18 protein-coding genes and 1 pseudogene are annotated in these 23,381 nt (G+C 72.3%); 10 read left to right on the forward strand and 9 right to left on the reverse strand.

Features of this window, described 5'->3' with window-relative positions; genetic code table 11:
* Positions 1-135: 135 nt before the first annotated feature.
* From ASG53_RS05650 to ASG53_RS05685, 9 genes and pseudogenes are all read left to right on the forward strand, one after another.
* On the forward strand, positions 136-1,476 hold the full coding sequence (locus ASG53_RS05650) for a thymidine phosphorylase (protein WP_056129562.1): 1,341 nt from the start codon (positions 136-138) through the stop codon (positions 1,474-1,476).
* A 3-nt stretch (positions 1,477-1,479) separates the two neighbouring features.
* Positions 1,480-2,034 carry a YidH family protein gene (locus ASG53_RS20565; RefSeq protein WP_327286500.1) on the forward strand — a complete coding sequence of 185 codons (555 nt, stop codon included), beginning with the start codon at positions 1,480-1,482 and terminating at the stop codon, positions 2,032-2,034.
* Complete coding sequence (locus ASG53_RS05660) at positions 2,034-2,393, forward strand: hypothetical protein (protein WP_056129564.1); 360 nt, start codon at positions 2,034-2,036, stop codon at positions 2,391-2,393. The genes ASG53_RS20565 and ASG53_RS05660 overlap by 1 nt, the downstream gene beginning before the upstream one ends.
* A complete protein-coding gene (locus ASG53_RS05665) occupies positions 2,390-3,115 on the forward strand; it encodes a hypothetical protein (RefSeq protein ID WP_056129566.1) in 726 nt (241 codons plus the stop codon). Before ASG53_RS05660 ends, ASG53_RS05665 begins: the two co-directional genes overlap by 4 nt.
* A gap of 137 nt (positions 3,116-3,252) precedes the next feature.
* Positions 3,253-4,329: an adenosine deaminase gene (locus ASG53_RS05670; RefSeq protein ID WP_056130760.1), complete on the forward strand. Its 1,077-nt coding sequence runs from the start codon at positions 3,253-3,255 to the stop codon at positions 4,327-4,329.
* A gap of 127 nt (positions 4,330-4,456) precedes the next feature.
* A complete protein-coding gene (gene deoC / locus ASG53_RS05675) occupies positions 4,457-5,170 on the forward strand; it encodes a deoxyribose-phosphate aldolase (RefSeq protein WP_056129568.1) in 714 nt (237 codons plus the stop codon).
* A 296-nt stretch (positions 5,171-5,466) separates the two neighbouring features.
* Positions 5,467-7,836: pseudogene (locus tag ASG53_RS20570) on the forward strand (rhamnogalacturonan lyase); the annotation flags it as partial.
* A gap of 27 nt (positions 7,837-7,863) precedes the next feature.
* Positions 7,864-8,700 (forward strand): Ig-like domain-containing protein, encoded by an 837-nt coding sequence (locus tag ASG53_RS20290; protein ID WP_327286668.1) that lies wholly within the window; start codon positions 7,864-7,866, stop codon positions 8,698-8,700.
* Between the two features lie 148 nt (positions 8,701-8,848).
* Positions 8,849-9,760, forward strand: coding sequence for a siderophore-interacting protein (locus ASG53_RS05685; protein WP_327286503.1), 912 nt, complete (start codon positions 8,849-8,851; stop codon positions 9,758-9,760).
* Between the two features lie 173 nt (positions 9,761-9,933).
* Here the strand turns inward: ASG53_RS05685 and ASG53_RS05690 are convergent, their stop codons facing one another.
* Positions 9,934-11,832 carry a phospho-sugar mutase gene (locus ASG53_RS05690; protein WP_082543813.1) on the reverse strand — a complete coding sequence of 633 codons (1,899 nt, stop codon included), beginning with the start codon at positions 11,830-11,832 and terminating at the stop codon, positions 9,934-9,936.
* Between the two features lies 1 nt (position 11,833).
* Positions 11,834-12,670: a purine-nucleoside phosphorylase gene (locus ASG53_RS05695; RefSeq protein ID WP_056129571.1), complete on the reverse strand. Its 837-nt coding sequence runs from the start codon at positions 12,668-12,670 to the stop codon at positions 11,834-11,836.
* A 95-nt stretch (positions 12,671-12,765) separates the two neighbouring features.
* Here ASG53_RS05695 and ASG53_RS05700 point away from each other — a divergent pair, with 95 nt between their 5' ends.
* The gene (locus ASG53_RS05700; protein ID WP_442983367.1) at positions 12,766-14,253 is read left to right on the forward strand and encodes an NAD(P)H-quinone dehydrogenase; all 1,488 of its coding nucleotides are present in this window, start codon (positions 12,766-12,768) and stop codon (positions 14,251-14,253) included.
* Between the two features lie 91 nt (positions 14,254-14,344).
* Here the strand turns inward: ASG53_RS05700 and ASG53_RS05705 are convergent, their stop codons facing one another.
* From ASG53_RS05705 to ASG53_RS05735, 7 genes are all read right to left on the reverse strand, one after another.
* A complete protein-coding gene (locus ASG53_RS05705; protein WP_056129575.1) occupies positions 14,345-14,842 on the reverse strand; it encodes a hypothetical protein in 498 nt (165 codons plus the stop codon).
* Positions 14,843-14,991: 149 nt separating this feature from the next.
* Positions 14,992-16,992 (reverse strand): endonuclease/exonuclease/phosphatase family protein, encoded by a 2,001-nt coding sequence (locus ASG53_RS05710; RefSeq protein ID WP_056129577.1) that lies wholly within the window; start codon positions 16,990-16,992, stop codon positions 14,992-14,994.
* A gap of 56 nt (positions 16,993-17,048) precedes the next feature.
* The gene (efeB, locus tag ASG53_RS05715) at positions 17,049-18,473 is read right to left on the reverse strand and encodes an iron uptake transporter deferrochelatase/peroxidase subunit (RefSeq protein ID WP_082543814.1); all 1,425 of its coding nucleotides are present in this window, start codon (positions 18,471-18,473) and stop codon (positions 17,049-17,051) included.
* 121 nt (positions 18,474-18,594) lie between these two features.
* A complete protein-coding gene (gene efeO, locus ASG53_RS05720; protein ID WP_056129579.1) occupies positions 18,595-19,821 on the reverse strand; it encodes an iron uptake system protein EfeO in 1,227 nt (408 codons plus the stop codon).
* Positions 19,818-20,702 (reverse strand): iron uptake transporter permease EfeU, encoded by an 885-nt coding sequence (gene efeU, locus ASG53_RS05725; RefSeq protein WP_056129580.1) that lies wholly within the window; start codon positions 20,700-20,702, stop codon positions 19,818-19,820. The genes efeO and efeU overlap by 4 nt, the downstream gene beginning before the upstream one ends.
* Before the next feature lie 236 nt (positions 20,703-20,938).
* A complete protein-coding gene (locus ASG53_RS05730; protein ID WP_056129582.1) occupies positions 20,939-21,466 on the reverse strand; it encodes an NUDIX hydrolase in 528 nt (175 codons plus the stop codon).
* A 15-nt stretch (positions 21,467-21,481) separates the two neighbouring features.
* Positions 21,482-23,263, reverse strand: a complete 1,782-nt coding sequence (locus ASG53_RS05735; protein ID WP_056129586.1) for an acetyl/propionyl/methylcrotonyl-CoA carboxylase subunit alpha — start codon at positions 23,261-23,263, stop codon at positions 21,482-21,484.
* Between the last annotated feature and the right edge of the window lie 118 nt (positions 23,264-23,381).

Below are 23,381 nucleotides of genomic sequence, written 5' to 3' on the forward strand. Positions count from 1 at the left end.
CCGGGACGGACCCCACGACCAGCGCGACCGCACGACCAGCACGACTGGACCACGAGCACGACCAGCACCACGAACACGCAGCGCCTGACCTGCGCCACACAGGGTCGTCCCGCCCACCGGCGGACAGCCCGACCGATGAACGGAGCCACCCACGTGCCACTCACCGAGGACACCCAGCGCAAGGCCGAGGCCTTCGACGCCGTCGACGTCATCCGCGTCAAGCGCGACAAGGGCACGCTGAGCCCCGAGCAGATCGACTGGGTCATCGACGCGTACACCCGCGGCGTGATCGCCGAAGAGCAGATGGCAGCCCTCAACATGGCGATCCTGCTCAACGGCATGGACCGCGAGGAGATCTCCCGCTGGACCGCCGCCATGATCGCCTCGGGCGAGCGCATGGACTTCTCCGCGCTGTCGCACCCGACCTCCGACAAGCACTCGACGGGTGGTGTCGGCGACAAGATCACGCTCCCGCTCGCACCGCTGGTCGCGGTCTTCGGCGTGGCGGTCCCGCAGCTCTCGGGCCGCGGTCTCGGGCACACCGGCGGCACGCTCGACAAGCTCGAGTCGATCCCCGGGTGGCGCGCGGCGCTGACCAACGAGGAGATGATGCGCCAGCTCGAAGACGTCGGCGCCGTCATCTGCCAGGCCGGCTCGGGCCTCGCACCGGCCGACCGCAAGCTCTACGCGCTCCGTGACGTCACGGGGACCGTCGAGGCCATCCCGCTCATCGCGTCCTCGATCATGAGCAAGAAGATCGCCGAGGGCACCGGCGCCCTCGTCCTCGACGTCAAGGTCGGGACAGGCGCCTTCATGAAGGACGAGGCCTCCGCACGCGAGCTCGCCCGGACCATGGTCGACCTCGGCACCGACGCCGGTGTCCGCACCGTCGCGCTGCTCACCAACATGTCGACCCCGCTCGGCCTCACCGCGGGCAACGCCCTCGAGGTCCGCGAGTCGGTCGAGGTGCTCGCCGGTGGTGGCCCCTCCGACGTGGTCGACCTCACCGTCGCCCTCGCCGTCGAGATGCTCGCCGGCGCAGGCCGCGAGGTCGCGGCCGACGAGGTCCGTGCCGCGCTGTCCGACGGCCGGGCGATGGACCGCTGGCGCGCGATGATCAGCGCCCAGGGCGGCGACGTCGACGCGACGCTCCCCGTCGCGACCGAGAACCAGCAGATCCTCGCCGAGAGCGACGGTGTGCTCACCGGGCTCGACGCCCTCGACGTCGGCATCGCGGCGTGGCGCCTCGGTGCTGGCCGTGCGCGCCGCGAGGACGCCGTCCAGGCAGGTGCCGGAGTCGAGATCCACGCCAAGCCGGGCGACCGTGTGGTCGCGGGCCAGCCGATCCTCACGCTGCACACCGACACCCCCGAGCGCTTCGACCGTGCTCTCGAGATCGCCCGTCACTCGATCACTGTCGAGGCCGAGCCCCGCGGTGATGTCCACCAGGACCTCATCATCGCCAGGATCGACTGAGCCGTGCCGCAGCGGCCCGACGAGCCTGAGCAGACCCGACCGCCTGAGCGGTCGGGCGCTCTGGGCGAGCCGGTCTCCGCGGGCGAACCGGTCGCTCTGGGCGAGCAGGTCTCCGCAGGCGAACCGGTCGCTCCGGGCGAGCCGGTCTCCGCGGGCGAGCCGGTCGCTGCTAGCGAGCCGTTCGCCGCGGACGACTCCCGCCGTCCGCGCGCGGTGTACGGGGTCGGTGACGAGCCTGACGCCAGGTTCTCCCTCGCGAACGAGCGGACAGCGCTCGCGTGGGTGCGGACGGGGCTCGGGCTCGTCGCGGGCGGGGTCGCGCTGACCTCGCTCGCGACCTTCGCCGAGCTCACCGTGCTCCTCGACGTGATCGCCGCCGTCGCCTGCCTCGCCGGGGCGGCCGTCGCCGGCTACGGGTGGCGGACGTGGCGACGCAACGAGATCGCGCTGCGGACAGGGGCGCCGCTCCCGGCCCCGACGGCGCTCCCTGTGCTCGCCGGCGGGGTCGTGCTGATGGCCCTCGTCCTCGCGGGCTACGCCGTGGTGTCGGTCGTCTGATGCCGGCGCCGCACAGCGCCCGGCCCGACCTCTACGGCGCACAGCCCGAACGGACGGCCCTCGCCTGGCAGCGGTCTCTGCTCAGCGTGCAGCTCGGTTCGGTGCTGCTGACCCTGACCGCCGTGCGTGAGCAGGCGTGGGTGCTCGTGATCCTCGGAGCCGCGCTCACCACGGCCGTCGGGTGGTGGTTGCTCGTGCGCGGTCCGGCTCGCCTGAGCGTGGCGCGGCCGCGGCACGAGGGTGACGCCTCGGCACGTCCTGTGCCGGCCGGGGGTCTCCTGAGGCTCGTCGTGGCGGTGTCGCTGCTCGGCACGCTCGGCGTGACGCTCGCGCTCTCTCGTGCCTTCGGTGCGCTGTGAGCAGCGGACGACCGCGCACGGGACGGCAGCTCTCCGAGCTGCTCTACCTCTTCGGCGGCGGCAGGGCCGCGCTGCCCGCCGGTCCCCAGGGCTCCGTCACCCGGGACGACCGTCAGGGCCGCGTGCGTGCCGTCGTCTCCTCGTTCGGGCCCCGGGGAGCCGTCCAGGTCGACGGCACGACCTGCGGATCGGCTGCCCTCGTCGTCACCGCAGCAGCAGGTGACCACGACCTCGCACGTCGCCTCACGAGCCCCGGTGCCTTCGACCTCGCCCAGCTCGCCGTGAAGGCGGCCAGCACCCGGCGGGCGCTCGCTGGTCTGAGGTGGCCCGGTGCGCTCGGCACCCCGCCGTGGTCAGCCGCGCAGGTCGCCCGGTACGGGGACCTCACGTACACGCACAGGCTCGTCGTCGACAGCCGCCCGTCGCAGAGCCTGCCGCTGATCGACCTCGCCGTGGCCTGGGCGCGCTCGGGTGTGCCCGTCCCGCTGTACACAGGGGGCGACACCACCACGGGCCTCGCGACTGCCGTGCCCCGGCACGTCGTGGTGCTCACCAGCCCGGACGGTCACGCCCTCGAGGTCTACGAGCCCAGCTCAGGGCGGCTCCACCCTGTCGACGAGGACGGCCTGCGCACCGGAGGCGGGCGGCGACCCGCCTACGGGGGGTGGTCGCACATCACGTGGGTCCTGCTGCCTGCCGGCCCGCAGGGGGCGCGGGGCTGACGAGCGAGACGCGTGTCCAGTCGGACTCGCGCGGCTCGCCGTCGATCGACTTGCGCGGCTCGCCGCTGATCGAACCTGCGCGGCTCGCCGCTGTGGACGACGCCCTACGACCAGCCCCGCGACGGTACCGTGGGGGCATGACTTCCGCCCTGCCGATCGCCGCCCTGCCCAAGGTCCTGCTGCACGACCACCTCGACGGTGGTCTGCGCCCGGAGACCATCGTCGAGCTCGCCGCCGAGGTGGGTCACACGCTGCCCACCACGGACCCCGACGAGCTCCGCCGCTGGTTCTTCGAGGCGGCCGACTCGGGCACCCTCGTGCGCTACCTCGAGACCTTCGACCACACGATCGCGGTCATGCAGACGCGTGAGGGCCTCGCACGCGTCGCACGGGAGGCCGTCGTCGACCTCGCCGCCGACGGTGTCGTCTACGCCGAGCAGCGCTGGGCACCCGAGCAGCACCTCACCGCGGGCCTGAGCCTGCAGGACGCCGTCGACGCGGTCCAGGAGGGCATCGAGCAGGGTGTCGCCGAGGCCGCTGCCGCCGGTCGCACCATCCGGGTCGGTCAGCTCATCACCGCGATGCGCCACGCGGACCGCTGGGAAGAGATCGTCGAGCTCGCTCTGGCCAACCGGGACCGCGGGGTGGTCGGCTTCGACATCGCCGGGGCCGAGGCCGGGTTCCCGCCCTCCCGCTTCCCGCAGGCGTGGCGCACCCTCAACGACGCCGGGTTCCCCACGACCATCCACGCGGGCGAGGCCGACGGGGTCGAGTCCATCTCCGAGGCAGTGCACCTCGGTCAGGCCAGCCGGATCGGGCACGGCGCCCGCATCGTCGAAGACATCGAAGACCTGGGCACCGACGCTCCGCGCTTCGGTCGTGTCGCGCACTGGGTCCGCGACAACCAGATCCCGCTCGAGCTCTGCCCCTCGTCCAACCTGCAGACCGGCATCGCTGCCACCATCGCCGAGCACCCGATCTCCGCCCTGCGCGACCTCGACTTCGCGGTGACGGTCAACACCGACAACCGCCTCATGTCGGCGACCTCCATGACCCGCGAGATGACGCTGCTCGTCGACGAGGCCGGCTGGACCCTCGACGACCTGCGCGACGCGACGCTCGCCGCCGCCTGGAGCGCCTTCATCCACCACGACGAGCGGCACGCCCTGGGCGAGCAGATCCTCGCCGGCTACGCAGCCGTCGCGGAGCAGTGACAGCGGTCGACCCGACCGCTCAGCAGGGCCGCGAGAGCGGCGCACGCCTCGCCTTCACAGTCACACCTCAGATCCCCGTCACGGTCGACCCGACCCGCGGGGACAGTCCCGAACCACGGAGAGAACGATGAGCCACGAGACCCTCACCCGCGACGAGCTCGCACAGTACGTCGACCACACGCTCCTCAAGCCCGAGTCGACCCAGGCTGACGTCGCCGCGCTCGCCGAGGAGGCGACATCGCTCGGCACCTACTCGATCTGCATCTCGCCGTCGAAGCTGCCGATCGCCCTGCCCGCAGGCAGCACCGTCAAGATCGCCACGGTGTGCGGGTTCCCCTCCGGCGCCCACCAGCCCGAGGTCAAGGCCGCAGAGGCTGCGCACGCAGTCCTCGACGGTGCCCACGAGGTCGACATGGTGATCAACCTGGGTGCGGCGAAGGCCGGCGACTGGGACCAGGTCCAGGCTGACATCGCTGCGGTCCGGGCTGCGGCCACGCACCCGACGGTCCTCAAGGTGATCATCGAGTCGGCAGCCCTGACCGATGACGAGATCGTCAAGGCCTGCGAGGCGAGCGAGGCCGCCGGGGCCGACTTCGTCAAGACGTCGACGGGCTTCCACCCGGCCGGTGGGGCGAGCGTCCACGCCGTCGAGCTCATGGCCAAGACCGTCGGCGGGCGCCTCGGCGTCAAGGCCAGCGGTGGGGTCCGCACTGCCGCTGACGCCCTCGCGATGATCGAGGCCGGTGCGACGCGCCTCGGACTCTCGGGGACCGCAGCCGTCCTCGACGGGCTCGACGCGCCCGCCGGTTCCGTCTCCACAGAGCAGGCGACGGGTTACTGACACTGCCAACCGGGTAGCCGGGCAGGACCGACCCACCGCGAGACCCGCACGACCTCGGTCGTGCGGGTCTCGTGCTGTCTCTGGCCCCGCTCAGGGCACGCTCCGGCGGCCGGGCGCACGTGCCGGCACGACGCCCAGCGATTGACACGAACCCGCAGGACTGCTGATACTCGACTGTCGGGAAGCGCTCTCCCGAGCCGCGCAGGTCATCGAGGACCGTGCGGGAGATCTGGGCGTCGAATCACCACCGAGCATGCGGCGACCGTCGCTGCCGGCAGTATTGAAAGGATTCAACGATGAATCTCGACCACCGACGGACCGCGAGCGGGGTGCTCGCGGCCGCCGTCGCCTCGGCGCTCGTGCTCACAGGCTCCGCAGCCGGCGCGACCTCTCTGGCAGCCGCCACGACGCCCACCCTGCCGGGGAGCCAGAGCAGCCTGGCAACCGCCGCCCCCGGCAGCGAGGGCACCCCCAGGCTCGAAGACCTCGACCGCGGGCTGGTGGCCGCGCGCACGGACGGTGGGGTGTTCCTCAGCTGGCGTCTGCTCGCCCAAGAGGTCACCGGCTCCTCGGAGGCAGGGCTCACAGGCTCGGACTTCGTCGTCTACCGAGACGGCGTCGCGCTCGACACGGTGACCGACAGCACGAGCTACCTCGACCCAGCCGGGGCAGCTGGCTCCGTCTACTCCGTCGCAGCGCTGGTCGACGAGGTCGAGCAGCAGCCGAGCGACGAGGTGACGCCGTGGGCGGACACCTTCACCGACGTCCCGCTCGACCGTCCGGCCGACGGGGTCACCCCCGCCGGTGAGGCCTACACCTACGCGGCCAACGACATGAGTGTCGGCGACGTGGACGGCGACGGCACCTATGAGCTCGTCGTCAAGTGGGACCCCTCCAACGCGAAAGACGTCTCGCAGCGCGGCTACACAGGCCCGGTCTTCATCGACACCTACCGCACGGACGGTACCCTGCTGCACCGTGTCGACCTCGGCGTCAACATCCGCGCGGGTGCCCACTACACCCAGTTCCTCGTCTACGACCTCGACGGCGACGGTCGTGCCGAGATGATGCTCAAGACCGCGCCCGGCACGCGCACGACCACCTACGACAGCACCGGGGCTGTGACAGCCGAGTCCTACGTGACGATGCCGCAGGCCGACGTCGACGCGGGCTACACGCACGACGACGACTACCGCATGAGCGCAGCCGACTACCGCGAGCACCTGGTCGACGTCTTCCAAGGGTGGAGCGAGCACCCGGAGGTCGTCGCCGGGGCCTGGCCGGCCACCCTCCAGGAGGCTCTCGCCCTCGACGGGGTCGAACCGCTCCCCGCCATGGACTATCCGCTGAGCCGCCAGGACGCCGAGGTCGTGGCCGACCACCTCATCGACGACTTCGCGCCGGCCCGCAGCTCACGCAACGTGCTCCGTGACTTCGAGGGCTTCGTCCTCGACGGGCCTGAGTACCTGACGGTCTTCGACGGTGCGACGGGGTCCGAGCTCGAGACCGTGCCCTACGCACCGGGACGCACCGACGACGGGCTCCTGTGGGGCGACTACGCGATGTCACGCATCGAGCCGGGCAACAGGGTCGACAGGTTCCTCGCGACGGTGGCCTACCTCGACGGCGAGCGCCCGAGCGGCGTGTTCGCCCGTGGCTACTACACGCGGTCGACCCTGGTGGCCTACGACTGGGACGGCGAGCACCTCACCCAGCGCTGGGACGTCGACAGCGGCTGGACGCCCATAAGCAACCCCTTCAACGACTCGCCCCACGGGGTCGAGGGCACAGACCCAGAGTTCGGCACCCTCACCACCCAAGGATTCCACTCGCTGAGCTCGGCCGACGTGGACGGAGACGGCAGGCAGGAGATCGTCTACGGCTCGGCGACGATCGATGACGACGGGCAGTCCCTGCTCTACAGCAGCTATGACGTGCTCCCGCCGGGCAGCGCAGACCCGGGTGCCCTGGCCAAGCTGGGCCACGGCGACGCGATGCACGTGACAGACATCGACCCGGACCGCCCAGGGCTCGAGATCTTCACGGTCCACGAGGGTGGCGCCTACGCCCCCTACGGCTACGCGCTGCGCGACGCGTCGACCGGCGAGGTGCTCTTCGGCGAGTACTCGGGCGTCGACACCGGACGCGGCATGATCGGTGACGTCGAGCCCGGCGCCCGCGGCGTCGAGGTCTGGGCCGGCAGCCCTGTCGGGGAGACCCTCGGGCTGCAGGCGGCCGACGGCACGGCGCTCGGCGACGCTGCTCCAGGCACGAACATGAGCATCCTCTGGCAGCCCGACCTCACGCGGCAGGTCGTCGAGGGGTCGGGGACGCAGACCCCCGTCGTCCGCGACTGGGCCACCGGCGAGGCCGTCCTCACAGCGACGGGCACGCTGACGAACAACGGCACCAAGGGCACACCGTCCCTCGTGGCGGACATCCTCGGCGACTGGCGCGAAGAGCTCTTGGTGCGCACCGCAGACTCGTCGGCGATCCGCATCTACACGAGCGCCACGGTCTCCCAGACCAAGATGTACACGCTCATGCACGACCCGCAGTACAGGGCAGAGGTCGCCCGGCAGCAGACGACGTACAACCAGCCCTCGTACGTGGGCTTCTACCTCGCGTCGGGCATGACCGCGCAGGACTGGTCTCGGGTCCCGGTCCCGACAGTCGTCACCGAGCCGAGCCTCGTGGTCGACGCGACCGCGACCTCGGCGGTCTCGGGTGAGGCCGTCGCGCTCGACGTCAGGCTCGGCTCCGGGTACCCCGCGGTGCCCACAGGGCAGGTCGAGCTCGTGGTGGACGGAGCCGTGAGCGGTGCGCCGCTCGACCTGGTCGACGGTGCTGTGCGCGTCGACGTCCCGGTGCTCGCCGTCGGTGACCACAGCCTCACCGTCCGTTACCTGGGGGACCAGCGCTACACCGCCGTCGAGAGCGGCACCCTGCCGCTCGCGATCACCCGGGGCGCTGTCGACGTCGTCCTCACGACAGCCGGAGGACCGGCCGTGTCGACGGCGCAGGACGACCAGGCACGCGCGCTCGCGCAGGCTGTCGAGCCCGGGACCGTGTCCGTCTCGGTCGTCCCGCAGGCCCCGGCGACAGGTGTGCCGACAGGCACCGTCGAGGCGACCGTCGACGGCGTGCCCTCGGGACTCGTCCTCGAGCTCGCCGACGGGACAGCGGTGCTGTCGTTGGCAGACCTGCCGGCTGGGGAGCGGACGCTCCTGGTCGGCTACTCCGGCGACCCGGCGTTCGAGGGCGCGCAGTCAGCCCCGGTGATCGTCACCGTCGCGCAGGACGGGACCGTCCTCCCGGTCCCGACGGACCCGGCACCGGGGACCGACCCGGTTCCCGGGGCGGACCCGGCCCCGACCGAGGCGCCCCAGACCGGTTCCGGTGCTGGGCAGCAGAGCAGCGGGCTCGCCGTCACGGGGACCGAGGTCGCCTCCCTCGGTGTCGCCGCGCTGCTGCTCGCTGCGGCCGGGTGGCTGGCGCTGCGTGCTGCCCGTCGCCGACGCGAGGTCTGACCACGCCGCCGTGCACCCCGGGCCTCCCGCCCGGGGTGCACAGCCTGGGTGCACAGCTCGGGGCGCGCAGCCACGTGAGCGAGATCGCTGCACCCCGAGAGCGATTCCAGGGTTAGGGTTGCCTTAGTCAACTGATGGAGGCATCACCGTGTCAGCAGAGTCATCCCTGTCGGGCCAGCCGAGATCCGGCGAGCCGCAGGTGCCGGTCACGGCCACCGACGCGCCCGTGGCGCCTCCGGTCCGTGAGGGTCGGCCGGTCCGCGTCCCGACCCAGACCGTCGTGGTCCGCACCGAGCGCCTCACCCCGCACATGGTGCGCGTCGTGCTCGGTGGTCCAGGACTGGCGGGCTTCGACCCGACAGAGTTCACCGACCGCTACGTCAAGCTCTGCTTCCCGCCCGAGGTCGAGGGGCAGCGGGACAGGCAGCGCACGTACACGGTCCGCTGGTACGACGCCGCCGCGGGCGAGCTCGCGATCGACTTCGTGGTGCACGGCGACACCGGGCTCGCCGGACCGTGGGCGGCCTCGGCCCAGGCGGGCGACCCGATGCCGCTGCTCGGTCCGGGTGGCGCCTACGCCCCGGCGGCCGACGCCGACTGGCACCTGCTCGTCGGGGACGAGAGCGCTCTGCCCGCCATCGCCTCGGCCCTCGAGGCCATGCCTGCGGGAGCCCGCGTCAAGGTGTTCCTCGAGGTCGACGGACCCGACGGCGAGCTGCCGCTCACGTCGCCAGCGGCCAGCGTCGACGGTGGACCGCTCGTCACCTGGGTGCACCGAGGCGTCGCCGGTCACGCGGTGGCCGGCGCCGAGGACTCACCCCTCGTCGAGGCCGTGACGGGGTGGGAGTTCCCGGCCGGCGTCCCGCAGGTGTTCCTGCACGGCGACGCCGGCTTCGTCAGAGACATCCGCAGGTTCCTCCGCGGTGAGCGCGACGTACCCCTCTCGGCGCTCTCCGCCTCGGGCTACTGGCGGCGCGGCCGCACCGAAGAAGGCTGGCGCAGCGACAAGGCAGCGTGGAAGGCCGACGTCGACTCCGACGACGCCGCGCTCGCGGGCTGAGGCTCCTGGACCGCTTCATCACGTCACGGGCAGCGTCGACCCGACAGGTGACCAGGAGCACGTCCGGCGACAGGTGCACGATGTTGCCGATCACCAGAAGGTGGGAGAGGAGATCCTCTCCCACCTTCTGCTGGCTCAGAGCGAGCGGCCGGCGTGAGTACCGCGGCCTGGCGTCAGGCCGGAGAGATCCCGAGCGCCGACGACATGTCGGCGCGGATCGCCTGGAGTCGTCCGGCTGCGGTGTGCCGTGCCTCGGTGACCTCGTCGACGCTCGCGTCGGAGGCGACCGGGACGATCACCTCGAGGTAGCACTTGACCTTGGGCTCGGTGCCGCTGGGGCGCACGATGACGCGTGAGCCGTCCTCGGCGACGAGCCGCAGACCGTCGGTCGGCGGCAGCCCGTCGACCCCGTCGGCGAGGTCGACGGTCTCGACGACAGCAGAACCAGCCAGGCTTGCAGGCGGGGCCGTCCGCAGACGCTGCATGGTGAGCGGGATCTGCGCGAGGTCCGTGAACCGGGCCGACAGCTGGTCGGTCAGGTGCAGCCCGTGCGCACGGGCCAGGTCGTCGAGGGCGTCGACGAGGGTGCGACCCTGCGCCTTGAGCCTGTCGGCGAGCTGGACCATGAGCAGGGCAGCGCTGATGCCGTCCTTGTCCCGCACGGTGCCCGGGTCGACGCAGTAGCCGAGGGCCTCTTCGTAGCCGAAGACGAGACCGTCCACGCGTGAGATCCACTTGAAGCCCGTGAGGGTCGACGCGTGGTCGAGACCGTGCGCAGCCGCGATCCGGCCGAGCAGGCGCGAGGAGACGATCGAGCTGGCGAGCAGCCCGCTCGTCTCCCGCGAGGCGACGAGCTCCCCGAGGAGCGCCCCGACCTCGTCGCCGTGCAGCATCCGCCAGCCCTCGCGAGGACCTGTGTCACCGCCGGAGTTCGTGGCGAAGTCCTGCTCGGCACGGTGGTCCTTGACCGCCACGGCGCACCTGTCGGCGTCGGGGTCGTTCGCGATCACGAGGTCTGCCCCGAGGGTCTGCGCGTAGGCGAGCGACAGGTCGATCGCACCAGGCTCTTCGGGGTTCGGGAAGGCGACGGTCGGGAAGGCCGGGTCCGGGTCGGCCTGCTCGGGCACGAGGAACACGTCCTGGTACCCGGCTGCCCGCAGGACGTGGTCGACGACAGCACCACCGACACCGTGCAGCGGCGTGACGACGATGCTCAGGTCACGCGGGGCGGTGTCGTCCGCGAGGGCGCCGACGGCGTCGAGGTAGGCCGTGAGGACCTCAGGGCCGGCGATGCTCCAGCCCTCCTCGGCCCGGGGGACCTGGACGGCCGGCGGAGCTGCGGCGATCTTCGCCGCGATGAGCGCGTCGAAGGGCGGCACGATCTGCGCGCCCTGGCCCGAGCCCGTGACGGCGCGCCCGCCGAGGTACACCTTGTAGCCGTTGTCCGCAGGCGGGTTGTGGCTCGCGGTGACCATCACGCCGGCGTCCGCGTCGAGGTGACGCACCGCGAAGGCGAGGACAGGCGTGGGCAGTGCCGAGGGCAGCAGCACCACGTCGAGACCGGCCGCCGTGAACACCGCGGCGCTGTCGAGGGCGTAGGTGTGGGAGTTGTGGCGCGCGTCGTAGCCGACGACGATCTTCGGTCGTGCCGGAGCCGCAGGCTCGTGACGGTGCAGCAGACCGTGCTTGTGCTCGGGCTGGGCGTCCTGCGCGCCGAGCGAGTCGACGAGGTAGGCGGCCAGGCCTGCGGCAGCGCGCAGGATCACGGCACGGTTCATGCGGTTGGGCCCGGCCTGCATCGCACCGCGCAGCCCGGCGGTGCCGAACTGCAACGACCCGGAGAACCTGTCGCGCAGGTCCTCCAGGGCCGCCTCGCGGACGGTCTCGTCCTCGGAGCGGATGGTCTGGAGGACCGCTGTGAGCTCGTTGCGCGAGAACGCGTCGGGGTCGTCAGCGATCCACGCCTCGACCCGGCGGGTGAGCGAGGCGACGTCTTCAGCGCCGGCGACGGCGTCCGCGCCCGTCGCGCCGCTCGTGCTGTCGATGCTGTCTGTGCTGTCGGTGCTCGTCATGTCAGATCTTCTTCACGATCTCGGCCAGCAGCGCGCTGATGCGCGGACCCGCGGCCTGGCCGGCTTCGATGACCTCGGCGTGCGACAACGGCACAGGGCTGATGCCGGCGGCGAGGTTGGTGACGAGCGAGATCCCGAGGACCTCCATGCCGACCTGACGGGCGGCGATGGCCTCGAGCGTCGTCGACATGCCCACGAGCGATCCACCCATGATCCCGGCCATGCGGACCTCGGCAGGGGTCTCGTAGTGCGGGCCGGGGAACTGGACGTAGGTGCCCTCGGGCAGCGTCGGGTCGACCTCGTGGGCGAGCCCGCGCAGGCGGCTCGAGTACAGGTCGGTGAGGTCGACGAAGGTCGCACCCTCGAGCGGCGACGTCGCCGTGAGGTTGATGTGGTCGTCGATGAGCACCGGGGTGCCGGGCGTCCAGTCGGTGTTCAGACCGCCGCAGCCGTTGGTGAGGATCGCGGTCTTCGCGCCGGCAGCCGCTGCTGTGCGCATGCCGTGCACGACGGCGCGCACGCCCTTGCCCTCGTAGAGGTGCGTGCGCGAGCCGAGGACCAGTGCGTGCTTGCCGGTGGCCTCGATGCGGATCGAGCGCAGCGTGCCGACGTGGCCTGCGACGGCAGGCTTGCCGAAGCCAGGGACCTCGTCGCTCGAGAGCTCGGCGACGGTCTCGCCGAGCAGGTCCGCCGCGCCGCCCCAGCCAGAGCCGAGGACGAGGGCGATGTCGTGCGACTCGATGCCGGTCGCGCGCGCGATGTACGCCGCTGCCTCGCGGGCGTTCTCGAAGGGGTCGGCGTCGGCGCCGGGCTGGTGGGGGACAGGAGAAGTCGTCATGGACTGAGGTTATCCGTACCGCGGGCCTGCGACGAGAGGACACTCGCCGTGCCGGGGTCGCCGACCGGCACGGGTGCACCTGGGATAGTGGTGCCGTGACTCAGACACCCCCCGTGACTCCCTCCCAGCCCGACGCCCCAGCCCACACCCCCGGGTCGAGCGACCTCCAGGCGACCCGCATCGTCATCCTCGGCGGAGGGCCCGGCGGCTACGAGGCGGCCCTCGTCGCCCGCCGGCTCGGCGCGGACGTCACGGTCGTCGAGCTCCACGGGCTCGGCGGCGCCGCGGTCCTCACCGACGTCGTGCCCTCGAAGACCCTCATCGCGACAGCCGAGTGGATGACCATCGCGGACACCGCAGCCGAGCTCGGCATCCGGGTCGACGGGGCCGCCGGGTCGACCAGCCAGAAGCACCACGTCGACCTCGCCGCCGTCAACACCCGCGTGATGGCGCTCGCAGCCGCCCAGTCGGCCGACATCCGCGCGCGGCTCGAGCGCGAGGACATCCGCATCGTCATGGGACGAGGACGCCTCGACGGCCCGTCCCGCGTGGTGGTCGACACCGCCGACGGGCAGCCGCAGGTCGAGCTCGACGCCGACGTGGTCCTCGTCTCGACGGGCGCGACGCCCCGCGTCCTGCCGACGGCCGTCCCCGACGGCGAGCGCATCTTCACGTGGACGCAGGTGTACAACCTGACCTCCCTGCCCGAGAAGCTCATCGTCGTCGGCTCCGGGGTCACCGGCGCAGAGTTCGCAGGCGCGTACAACGCCCTCGGCTGCGACGTCGTGCTGATCTCGAGCCGCGACAGGGTCCTCCCGGGCGAGGACGCCGACGCCGCCAACCTCATCGAAGAGGTGTTCCGCGGTCGTGGCATGACTGTCATGGGTCGCAGCCGCGCCGAGTCGGCCGTCGTCGTGGCGGAGGGCGACGACAAGCACGTCGAGGTCACCCTGTCCGACGGCACAGTCGTCACGGGTTCGCACCTGCTCATGGCTGTCGGGTCGACCCCCAGCACCGAGGGCCTCGGGCTCGAGGAGGCCGGGGTGCGCCTCACGCCGTCGGGCCACATCGAGGTCGACAAGGTCTCGCGCACGAGCGCTCGCGGCGTCTACGCGGCGGGGGACTGCACAGGTGTCTTCCCGCTCGCGAGCGTCGCGGCGATGCAGGGACGTGTCGCGATGTCGCACGCCCTCGGTGACGCCGTCCAGCCCATCCGGCTGCGGACCGTCGCGGCCAACATCTTCACGGCACCGGAGATCGCGACCGTCGGGTACTCCGAGAAGAAGCTCGTCGAGCAGGGCTCGAAGTACGTCACGACGATCTTGCCGCTGAGCCGCAACCCGCGGGCCAAGATGCTCGGCATGCGCGACGGCTTCGTCAAGATGTTCTCGCACCCCGAGGCCGGCGTCGTGCTCGGCGGCGTGGTCGTGGCGCCGCGGGCGAGCGAGCTGATCTTCCCGATCACCCTCGCCGTCGCGCACAGGCTCACCGCCGACGCCGTCGCCGAGGCCTTCACGGTGTACCCGTCGTTGTCGGGGTCGATCGCCGAGGTCGCGCGGATGGGGCACCACCGCGGCGAGTGACGTGCTGCGCCCGTCGGGCCGACCGGCGGACGGCCCGGTCGTGCCGCCGTGAGCGACCGGGCGACCAGGTGTCCAAGCGACCGGGCGCCGCTCAGTCGAGCAGCGTGACCTTCTCGATCCGCGCGCTCACGTGCACGGCGCCGTCGTGGACGGCGAGGTCTGTCAGCGTCACCCCGGTGACCTTGGTGGCGACGGCCTCCTGGACGCGGACCGCCACGACAGGGTCGCCGTCGCCCTTGCGGATCTCGACGAGCCCCTCGGGCAGACCCTGACGGGCCAGCGCAGTGTTGACCGGGCCGGTGAGGTGGTTGAGCAGCTTGTGCGCGGGGATCGAGCGGGCCTGGGCCGTGACCTCGAAGGTCGCGACACCGCCCGCGTAGCCGGTCAGCACCGCGGTCGCGGTCACTGTCCCGACAGCGGCTGCGGCGAGCCTCAGCGCGGTCCCGCCGTCTGGTACGAGCCTCAGGTCGACCTCGACGACGATGGTCGAGCCCTCGCAGCGCAACGAGCGGACGAAGGGTGGCAGGGGCTTCTTGGCTGCCGCGAGAGCGAGAGCGAGGGCCTCGTCGAGGGGGAGCGAGATCTGCACGGTGGGTCTCCTAGGGCTGCGGATGGTCTGCGGTCTGTCAGGGGTCGGGATGCGAGAGGGGCGTGGGGACGCCGAGGACGTGGCGGCGGAGGGCAGAGCCCTCACGGGCTGGGCCGGCTCTTCTCGTGCGGCGTGCGCTCAGCCGGGCGTCACGGGAGGCTCACCGTCGCGACGAGCGGTCGGTGGTCGCTCTGGCGGACGTCGAGCACCTCGACGTCGGAGAAGCTCACGCCTGCCCCGAAGATCCAGTCGATCCGCGAGGACGATGCGTCGCTCGGGAAGGTCGAGGACAGCGGGTCGCCCGCCTCGTCGACAGCGCTCGTGAGACCGGCAGCCTCGAAGAGCGCGACCTCGGGCCACCCGGGCTCGGCGTTGAGGTCTCCGGCGACCAGACGCGCCCCGACGACCGGCTCGGCGTCGAGGAGCGCGGCGATCTGGTCGAGCCGGGTGTCGATGTTGCCCATCCGGTGCTGGAGGTGCACCGACGTGACCCGCAGCGGCGTGCCGTCGACGTCGAGCGTGACGCTCACGGCGCTGCGGCGCTGAGGTCCGGCGCCGTACGGCAGAGCCGTCGGGTCGACGTCCGTCCCGTCGCCGAGGGACTCGTCCCACAGGACCATGTTGCCGAACTGCCTGTCGGCGGCCGGGACGAAGGCAGAGTGCATCCCGAGCCGCTGCTCGAGGTATGTGGCCATGTCGGACCCGCCGCCCATCACCCAGCCGCGCGAGACCTCCTGGAGCGTGACCAGCTGGGCACCCGAGCCGGCGATCACGTCGACCATCTCGTCGAGCTCGACGCCGGGTCCGGTGCTCACCCCGTAGTGCAGGTTCCAGTCGAGCATCTGGAGCGTGCCGTCGGCGACGGGAGGACGCTCGTCGGCCGGTGTGCCGGTCCCGCTGCTCGGCAGCACCACGGCGGTCCCCACGACCAGCAGCGCGCAGGTGAGCGTCACGAGGACGAGCTGGGCCCGCAGCGGAGCGCCGACGGTCGACAGCTCGACGGTGCCGTCGGTGCCGTCGGTCCCGACAGCGTCCCGCTCGGATGCACGGGCCCTCGAGCGGGCTCGCGCCGCCATGATCGAGAGCAGCACCGCGACCAGCACGGGGACGACAGCGTTGGGGACGCCGAGCGGGACGTCGTAGTCCAGCTGGTAGACGAGCAGCGGGACGATCACCCCGAGGCCCGCGCAGGCCGCAGCACCGGCGAGCCTCGCCGAGGACTGGTCGTGGACGGGGCGGGTCAGGGCTCGGGCGAGCGCGAGGGGAGCGCCGACAGCGAGGACCAGCAGCGAGAGGCAGACGAGGACGGTCCGCCAGGCCCCGGGGTCGTGCGGCCACGTCGCAGCAGCGAAGACGCCGGCCGACGCGCTGCCGAGGACCACGACCAGCAGTCCGTCGATCCACGCGGGCGTCCGCGGGGTCCGGGCGACCGGCAGCACGAGCACGACCGCGACGAGGACAGCGGGGACCAGCAGCAGAGGACCTGTGACCCAGAGAGGCAGCCCCGTCTGGGAGGCGAGGAAGGCGGGGTTCGCGACGGTCATGACGGCGAGGCCGACGAAGGGCCCGAGGAGCCAGAGACCGCGGACCGCGGGTGCTGCGGGCAGCCTCCGCAGCCCCCGTGCGAGCAGGACCGCGACCCCGCCGAGCAGCACGGGCGTCACCCAGGCGACGACGCCTGGACGCCAGACGGGGTCCCAGGTGCTCCACGCGAGCGTCAGCGCGGCGGAGAGGGCCAGCCCGCCCGAGACACCGGCGGCCACGACGCGCCCGGAGACGCGAGCGGCCACAGCCGCGGTGACCACCAGGACCGCGACGGCGAGCGCGACGGCGACGAGCCCGACCACGAACCGCGCGGACCCCTGCGTCGCCTGGAGGGCGAGCCTGAGCACGACGAGGGACACGACGCCGGTGAGCAGGGCCGGGCCTGCGACCTGGCGCCGCAGGCACACGAGGACGACGAGGGCCCCGGCTGCGGCGTAGGTGCCGACGGCCGTCACCCCGGCCTGCACGACCCCCGCTGTGAAGGCCTGGTCGATCAGCGGCCCGCTGGTGCGGACGAGGTCTGCGGTGAGGGCGGTGACGACAGCGAGCAGCAGCACGAGGCGCGCAGAGGTCCGCGCGGCGACGGGCGGCGAGATGTCGGTCATGCCCCGACGCTACAGCGCCCGGGCCCCTGGTGTGCTGCGCGCCCGGGGGTCGCGGTTCACGCCTCGAACAGCGTCTGGCCGACGTAGGCGCCGTCGGTGCCACCCGTCGTGGACCCTTCGGGCAGGCCCGGTGGGACGGCCCAGAGCCCTGACCCTGTGTGCCGCAGGTACTCGCTCAAGAGGTCGTCGCGGGCGAGGGTGTTCTGCAGCGGGATGTACTGGGTGGCGGGGTCGCGGACGTAGCAGAGGAAGAACAGCCCGGCGTCGAGGCGGCCCAGACCGTCGGAGCCGTCGGTGTAGTTGTAGCCGCGGCGCAGCATGCGGGCACCGCCGTTCGCGCTCGGGTGCGCGAGCGCGACGTGCGAGGCGGGGTCGATGAGCGGGACGTCGCCGCGTCCTGTCACCGTGAAGTCGGGCTCGGTGTGCTCGTCGCCCCCGGACAGCGGTGCCCCGCTGCCCTTGGTCCGCCCCGTGATCGTCTCCTGCTCGCGCAGGGACGAGCGGTCCCACGTCTCGATGGTCATGCGGATGCGACGGGCGACGAGGTACGAGCCTCCGGCGAGCCACGCCGCGCCGGGCTCGGAGGCCGAGTCCTCGGGCTGGACCCAGACGTGGTCCTCGAGGGCCGCGGGCTCCTCGGCCTTGATGTTGGCTGTGCCGTCCTTGAAGCCGAAGAGGTTCCGGGGGGTCGACTGGCTCGTCGACGTGGTCGAGGTGCGTCCGTAGCCGAGCTGGCTCCAGCGCACCGAGGCCGTGCCGAAGGCGAGCCTGGCGAGGTTGCGGATCGCGTGGACGGCGACCTGGGGGTCGTCGGCGCAGGCCTGGACCGCGATGTCACCGCCGCAGCGCGCGTCTTCGAGAGCGTCTGCGGGGAAGTGCGGCAGGTCGGCGAGGAGCGCAGGCTTGCGGCCATCGAGGCCGAAGCGCGCTGCGCCGTCGGCGCCCTCGAAGAACGAGGGTCCGAAGCCGAAGGTGATCGTCAGGTGCGAGGCGTCGAGGTCTTCGGTCTCGCCGGTGTCGTCCGGCGGTGCGTCGTAGGGACCCGACGACGGGCCGAGCTCTCCGGCGGGTAGACCGCGCATCATGCGGTCTGCGGCGGCCGTCCAGGTCCGCAGCAGCTCGACGAGGTCGTCGCGGTCCTCGGTGAGCAGGTCGAAGGTCGCGAAGTGCAGACGGTCCTGGGCGGGCGTGCTGATGCCCGCCTGGTGCGCCCCGGTGATCGGGTAGGACCGCGACGCCGGAGCGGGCTCGGCTGCGGGCCGCCCGACGGCGTAGCCCGTCGCCGCAGAGGCCCCGAGGGCCACGAGCCCGGCCCCGGCGATGCCGAGCAGACCGCGCCTGGACACGGGGCGGGCAGCCGCCTGCCCCGTCGTGGCGCTCGCAGCACCGTCGGTGCTGTCGGCACCGACAGCCTGGTCGGCTCCGGCGGTGGAGCCGGCAGCGGGCTGCTCAGCGGCGGGGGTGCGGGGTGGCGTCGGCATCGGGGACCTCGGGTGGTGGTGCCCGGCCGACCAGGTGTCCTGGTCGGCCGGGCTCGCGGATCTGCTGCTGGTCGCCTCCCGGCGACCCGTGGCCGACGTCTGGTCGACCGGGTGGGGTGCGTCAGAGGACGACGGCTGCGGTCAACCTCGAGAGCGGCTCGCCGAGCGCGTTGACGGCGTCGGCGAGCTCTTTCACCTGTTCGGGGGTGAGGTCGGTGTAGAGCACGAAGCCGTCACCCGAGCGCTGGGCGTCGAGGAGCGTCTGGATCTCGGCGAACTGCGTGTCGAGGTCGTCGGCGAGGTCGGCGTCCTGGGCGAGCACGACGTCACGGAGCCCGTCGTAGGCGACCTTCGCGCCGTCGACGTTGGCCTGGAAGTCCCAGAGGTCGGTGTGCGACCAGATCTCTTCTTCGCCGGTGACCTTGCCCGTCGCGACCTCGTCGAGCAGGCCCTTGGCACCGTTGCCGATGCTCGCCGCGTCGATCCCCTCGGCGAACTCCGCGGTGTGCACGCGGGTGTCGAGCTCGGTCGTGTCCGCGAGCAGCTGGTCGGCGTACTGCGTGCGCTGCTCAGCGGTCAGCGGCACGTACTCGATGCCACCGTTCGCCTCGGCGGTGGGCTGCCACAGGTCCTTCTCGAGGAGGTGCCAGCCCGTCCACTCCTGGCCCTCTTCGAGGTCGGCCTCGCGCAGGTCCATGCGGGGGTCGAGGTCGCCGAAGGACTCGGCGACGGGCTCGATGCGCTCCCAGTGGACGCGGGTCGAGGCGTAGAGCGCACGCGCGGTGTCGTCGTCGCCGGCCGCGTAGGCGTCGACGAACTCCTGGGTCCCCGCGAGCAGCTGCTCCGTCTGGTCCTTGACGTACCCGACGTAGTTGGTCGTCGCCGTGGTGATCTGGTCGGCGAGCTCGCCTGTCGGCGCGACGTCGGAGCCTGAGTCGGTGACCGTGAAGTCTGCCCGGATGCCGTCGCCGACCATCCCCGGCTTGCAGGCGGTGACATAGCTGCCGGGCTTGGCCGTCAGCACCAGGTCACGGGTCAGTCCGGGGCCGATGTTCTCGACCTCGGAGACGATCCGCAGGCCGTCCTCGGCGAGCAGGTAGAACTCGGTGACGTCGTCGCCCGCGTTCGTCACGGAGAAGACCACGTTGCCTGACGGGGCCTCGGGGGCCGAGACCGTGCACTCGTCGGCGGTCGAGGTGACGGTGAGCGTCGCGGGCCCGCTGCCGTCGGCCTCGTCGGCCGGCGCGGAGTTGTCCGTGCAGGCCGCGAGGGCGAGGGTCGTGGCGAGCGCGGCGGCCGTGAGGGTCAGGGTGCGCGCAGCGCGCGGGCGCTGGGTGGTCGGGCTCAAGGTGTTCCTCCGGTGGTGGGAGCGGCGGCGCCGGCGGCGGGTGCCGTCTCGGTGCTCGACGTCGTCGGGGTGCGGGGCGAGCCGGACCAGACTGTGCGGACGTAGACGGTCATGACGGGGACGATGTACGCGGTCCACGCGAGGGCTTCGAGCCACGTGGTCGCGGGGGAGAAGTTGACGGTGCCCTTGAGGAGGGTGCCGTACCAGCTCGACGGCGGGACCTGTGCGGACACGTCGAAGGCGAGGTTGTGCAGACCAGGGAGGATGCCCGCCTCCTGGAGGTCGTGGACCCCGTAGGAGAGCACCCCGGCAGCGATGACGATCAGCAGCAGACCTGTCCACGCGAAGAAGACGCGCAGGTTCAGACGGACCGCACCCTTGTAGACCGCCCAGCCGAGGGCGACCGCGACGAGGATGCCCAGGAGCGCGCCGACGAGCGGCTCGGCGGTCTGGCCCGTCGCCTGTGCTCCGGCCCAGAGGAACAGGGCCGTCTCGAGGCCTTCACGGCCGACGGCGAGGACGGCCATGACGAGCACGGCCCAGCGTCCGGCGGCGACGGCCTCGTCGAGCTTGCCGTGCAGGTCGCTCTTGAGGTGGCGGGCCGTCTTGCCCATCCAGAAGATCATCCAGGTGATGAGCCCGACAGCGACGATCGAGAGGGTCCCGCCGATCGCCTCCTGCGCCTCGAAGGTCAGGCCTCGGGGGCCGAAGGTCAGCAGCGCCCCGAAGGCGAGCGACACGACGACGGCGAGGGTGACGCCGGCCCAGAGCTGGGGGAGCAGGTCCCGCCGTCCGGTCTTGACGAGGTACGCCACGAGGATCCCGACGACGAGTGCCGCCTCGAGCCCTTCACGCAGGCCGATGAGGAAGTTGGGGAGCACGACAGACCCTTCGAGCCAGGTCGCCAGACCTGAGGTAAGGCTTGCCTCATGACGAGCCGAGACGAATGTACTCCCGTCCAGGGCCTGAGGGGAGCGATCCGGGCCGACGTGGTGCACGTCTCAGCGATCCTGGGAACTTCTGGAGAGCCCGGGACGTCCGTCATGGCGCCAAGAGGTGGCGCCGCTAGGAGGCGGCGAGAGGCGGTGGTGCTAGGAGACGGCGAGAGGTGGCGCCGCTAGGAGGCGGCGTCGTCAGGGGCGCTCGTCCCGAGCGCGTCGATCCGGGCGCGCAGCCCGGGCCACGCGGCTGCGAAGGCGGGCAGCAGCTCTCGGTCGGTCACCTCGTCGGCAGGCACCCACACGACGTCGAGGCTCTCGGTGTCGGTCGGGCGGACGTCGATCACGTGGCCCGGGGCTTCTTCGGCCAGGACTGTCGTGTAGCTCCAGGGTCCGTGGTCGAGCACGTGCTCACCGAGCACGCGGACGGCACCGGGCGCGATCCCGGCCTCCTCCTGCGACTCGCGCAGCGCACCCTCGACGGCGGTCTCGCCGGGGACGATCGCCCCGCCGGGCACCCCCCACGTCCCGCCCTGGTGGCTCTCGAGCGACCTGTGCTGCAGCACGACGTGCGTGACGAGGCCCTTGGCGTCCCGGCGGACGAGCAGCAGCCCGGCCGCACCGACGAGGCCCCAGTGGCGCCGCCCGCAGGCGCACTCCACCCAGCCGTCGCCAGGGTGCCGGAAGAACCCGGGGACCTCGGTCATGTCAGCCCAGGCACGTCAGGCGAGGATCTCGCAGATCGCGGTGCCGGCGCTGACGCCGCCGCCGACAGCAGCGGTGAGCCCGCTGACGGTCCCGGCACGGTGCGCGAGCAGCGGCTGCTCCATCTTCATGGCCTCGAGCACCACGACGAGGTCACCCTCGGCGACGGTCGCCCCGTCTTCGACCGCGACCTTGACGATCGTGCCCTGCATCGGCGAGGTGAGGGTCGAGCCTGACGCAGACGCCGTCTTCGTCGCGGCGCGGCGTGCGGGACGCCTGGCGGCACCGGCCCGCGCGCGACCGCTGATCCCCAGGCCAGCCGGGATGACGACCTCGAGCCGCTTGCCGCCCACCTCGACGACCACACGCTCGGTCGCGCCCGTCGGCTCGTCCTCCTCCGCGGGGGTGGGTGCGGGGGTGGTGCCGCCGAGCGCAGCGCACTCGTCGGCGAACTCGGTCTCGATCCAGCGGGTGTAGACGCTGAAGGGCCCCTCGCCCGAGGGCACGAAGGCCTCGGTGTCGAGGACGGCGCGGTGGAACGGGACGACTGTCGGGATGCCCTCGATCTCGAGCTCGCGCAGCGCACGGCGGGCGCGCTCGACGGCCTGGCGCCGGGTCGCGCCGGTGACGATCACCTTGGCGAGCAGAGAGTCGAAGGCACCGGAGATGGTGTCGCCCTCGACGACGCCGCTGTCGACGCGGACGCCCGGCCCCGTCGGCAGGCGCAGACCGGTGATCTTGCCGGGGGAGGGCAGGAAGCCCGCAGCCGGGTCTTCGCCGTTGATGCGGAACTCGATCGAGTGGCCGCGGACCTCGACCGAGGAATAGCCGAGCGGCTCCCCTGACGCGATGCGCAGCTGCTCGCGGACCAGGTCGATCCCGGTGACCTCTTCGCTCACGGGGTGCTCGACCTGCAGGCGGGTGTTGACCTCGAGGAAGGAGAGCGTGCCGTCCGCACCCACGAGGAACTCGCAGGTGCCGGCGCCGACGTACCCGGCCTCGCGCAGGATCGCCTCGGAGGACGCGTAGAGCGCGTCGACCTGCTGCTGGGACAGGAACGGTGCGGGTGCCTCTTCGACGAGCTTCTGGTGGCGGCGCTGGAGCGAGCAGTCGCGGGTCGAGACGACCACGACGGTGCCGTGCTCGTCGGCGAGGCACTGGGTCTCCACGTGCCGAGGGGTGTCGAGGTAGCGCTCCACGAAGCACTCGCCGCGCCCGAAGGCGCCGACGGCCTCGCGGACGGCCGCGTTGTACATCTCGTCGATCTCGTCGGCGGTGCGCGCGACGCGCATGCCGCGACCACCGCCGCCGAAGGCCGCCTTGATGGCGACGGGCAGACCGTGCTCGGCCGCGAAGGCGTGCACCTCGCTCGCGTCGGCGACGGGGTCAGCCGTCCCCGGGACGAGCGGCGCGCCGGCGCGCTGGGCGATGTGCCGCGCGCTCACCTTGTCGCCGAGGGCGTCGATCGCCGAGGGCGGCGGGCCGATCCAGGTGAGACCAGCGGCGATCACGGCGCGCGCGAAGTCGGCGTTCTCGGCGAGGAAGCCGTACCCGGGGTGCACGGCGTCGGCGCCGGCCCGTCGGGCGACGTCGAGCAGCTTGCTCATGTCGAGGTAGGTGTCGGCGGCGCGCATGCCGTCGAGGGAGTAGGCCTCGTCGGCGAGACGCACGTGCAGGGCTTCGCGGTCCGGGTCGGCGTAGACGGCGACGGAGGAGATCGAGGCGTCGGCGCACGCGCGAGCGATGCGGACGGCGATCTCGCCGCGGTTGGCGATGAGGACCTTGGAGATGAGGGGCACGGCTCACGGTAACCCGGCGGCGCCCCTCGTCCACGGCTGGACGCACTGACGCCGCGAAGATTGGGGAGAGGTCCAAGCCCTCTCAGGGGCGTTTGTAGGGTTCCTCTATGGAGGCGTG

Source organism: Sanguibacter sp. Leaf3, assembly GCF_001425965.1.
Taxonomy (GTDB): domain Bacteria; phylum Actinomycetota; class Actinomycetes; order Actinomycetales; family Cellulomonadaceae; genus Sanguibacter; species Sanguibacter inulinus.

Excerpts from the sequence above, each read along its gene's own strand:
- ASG53_RS05670 (WP_056130760.1), top strand. The coding sequence starts at position 3,253 with ATGACTTCCGCCCTGCCGATCGCCGCCCTGCCCAAGGTCCTGCTGCAC.
- ASG53_RS05690 (WP_082543813.1), bottom strand. The coding sequence starts at position 11,832 with ATGACGAGCACCGACAGCACAGACAGCATCGACAGCACGAGCGGCGCG.
- deoC (WP_056129568.1), top strand. The coding sequence starts at position 4,457 with ATGAGCCACGAGACCCTCACCCGCGACGAGCTCGCACAGTACGTCGAC.
- efeB (WP_082543814.1), bottom strand. The coding sequence starts at position 18,473 with ATGCCGACGCCACCCCGCACCCCCGCCGCTGAGCAGCCCGCTGCCGGC.
- ASG53_RS05650 (WP_056129562.1), top strand. The coding sequence starts at position 136 with ATGAACGGAGCCACCCACGTGCCACTCACCGAGGACACCCAGCGCAAG.
- ASG53_RS05695 (WP_056129571.1), bottom strand. The coding sequence starts at position 12,670 with ATGACGACTTCTCCTGTCCCCCACCAGCCCGGCGCCGACGCCGACCCC.
- ASG53_RS05710 (WP_056129577.1), bottom strand. The coding sequence starts at position 16,992 with ATGACCGACATCTCGCCGCCCGTCGCCGCGCGGACCTCTGCGCGCCTC.
- ASG53_RS05730 (WP_056129582.1), bottom strand. The coding sequence starts at position 21,466 with ATGACCGAGGTCCCCGGGTTCTTCCGGCACCCTGGCGACGGCTGGGTG.
- ASG53_RS05660 (WP_056129564.1), top strand. The coding sequence starts at position 2,034 with ATGCCGGCGCCGCACAGCGCCCGGCCCGACCTCTACGGCGCACAGCCC.